Annotated in this window: 2 rRNA genes; both read right to left on the bottom strand. The window is 50.8% G+C overall.

Features of this window, described 5'->3' with window-relative positions:
* Position 1: 1 nt before the first annotated feature.
* A 5S ribosomal RNA gene (gene rrf / locus IEU81_RS10905) occupies positions 2-116 on the bottom strand.
* Positions 117-199: 83 nt separating this feature from the next.
* Positions 200-2,052, bottom strand: a 23S ribosomal RNA gene (locus IEU81_RS10900); the annotation flags it as partial.

Below are 2,052 nucleotides of genomic sequence, written 5' to 3'. Positions count from 1 at the left end.
AGCCTGGCAGCGTCCTACTCTTGCGGGACGTCAGTCCAACTACCATCGGCGCTGGAGAGCTTAACTGCTGTGTTCGACATGGGAACAGGTGTGGCCTCTCCGCCATCGCCGCCAGACTATTGGTTGAATGATATACATTCAAAACCGGATAGAAGTATCGAGAAGAGTGAACGCACTCTTTAATTTCGTTGTCTTACATTTGAATAAGTCTTCGATGGATTAGTATTCGTCCGCTGAATGTGTTGCCACACTTACACGCCGAACCTATCAACCTCATAGTCTCTGAGGCATCTATTGGGGAAATCTCATCTTGAGGGGGGCTTCATGCTTAGATGCTTTCAGCATTTATCCCGTCCATACGTAGCTACCCAGCTATGCCGTTGGCACGACAACTGGTACACCAGTGGTATGTCCATCCCGGTCCTCTCGTACTAAGGACAGCGCCTCTCAAATTTCCTACGCCCACGACGGATAGGGACCGAACTGTCTCACGACGTTCTGAACCCAGCTCGCGTACCGCTTTAATGGGCGAACAGCCCAACCCTTGGGACCGACTACAGCCCCAGGATGCGATGAGCCGACATCGAGGTGCCAAACCTCCCCGTCGATGTGAACTCTTGGGGGAGATAAGCCTGTTATCCCCGGGGTAGCTTTTATCCGTTGAGCGATGGCCCTTCCATGCGGAACCACCGGATCACTAAGTCCGTCTTTCGACCCTGCTCGACTTGTAGGTCTCGCAGTCAAGCATCCTTATGCCTTTACACTCTTTGAATGATTTCCAACCATTCTGAGGATACCTTTGAGCGCCTCCGTTACTCTTTAGGAGGCGACCGCCCCAGTCAAACTGTCCATCTGACACTGTCTCCCAGCCGGATCACGGCTGCGGGTTAGAATCTCAACCACACCAGGGTGGTATCCCACCAGTGCCTCCTCATAGACTGACGTCCATGATTCTTCGGCTCCCACCTATCCTGTACAGGTGGAGTCAAGATTCAATATCAAATTACAGTAAAGCTCCACGGGGTCTTTCCGTCCTGTCGCGGGTAACCTGCATCTTCACAGGTACTATGATTTCACCGAGCCTCTCGTTGAGACAGTGCCCAAATCGTTACGCCTTTCGTGCGGGTCAGAACTTACCTGACAAGGAATTTCGCTACCTTAGGACCGTTATAGTTACGGCCGCCGTTTACTGGGGCTTCAATTCGTACCTTCGCTTACGCTAAGCACTCCTCTTAACCTTCCAGCACCGGGCAGGCGTCAGCCCCTATACTTCACCTTTCGGTTTGGCAGAGACCTGTGTTTTTGGTAAACAGTCGCTTGGGCCTATTCACTGCGGCTTATATTTCTATAAGCACCCCTTCTCCCGAAGTTACGGGGTCATTTTGCCGAGTTCCTTAACGAGAGTTCGCTCGCTCACCTTAGAATTCTCTTCCCAACTACCTGTGTCGGTTTACGGTACGGGCAGTATGATTACTTGCTAGAAGCTTTTCTTGGCAGTGTGAGTCCGTATGCTTCGCCTACTATTTTCGGCTCCCCATCACCACTTAGCCTTATGCATGCCGGATTTGCCTAACATGCAGCCTTATGGCTTGGACGCGCTCTTCCTTTCGCGCGCTCATCTTTTCCTTCTGCGTCACTCCATCACTCAAATGCAATCTTACTGGTACAGGAATTTCTACCTGTTGTCCATCGCCTACGCTTATCGCCTCGGCTTAGGTCCCGACTTACCCAGAGCGGACGAGCCTACCTCTGGAAACCTTAGTCGTTCGGTGGACGGGATTCTCACCCGTCTTTCGCTACTCACACCGGCATTCTCACTTCTAAGCGCTCCACATGTCCTTACGATCATGCTTCGCCGCACTTAGAACGCTCTCCTACCATTAAAATAAATTTTAATCCACAGTTTCGGTAATATGTTTAGCCCCGGTACATTTTCGGCGCAGCGTCACTTGACTAGTGAGCTATTACGCACTCTTTAAATGATGGCTGCTTCTAAGCCAACATCCTAGTTGTCTGTGCAACGCCACATCCTTTTCCACTTAACATATATTT

This window comes from Jeotgalicoccus aerolatus, from assembly GCF_014635205.1.
Lineage (GTDB): Bacteria > Bacillota > Bacilli > Staphylococcales > Salinicoccaceae > Jeotgalicoccus > Jeotgalicoccus aerolatus.
The sequence above is the reverse complement of the archived record's forward strand: the minus strand, read 5'-3'. Positions and strand labels throughout refer to the sequence as shown.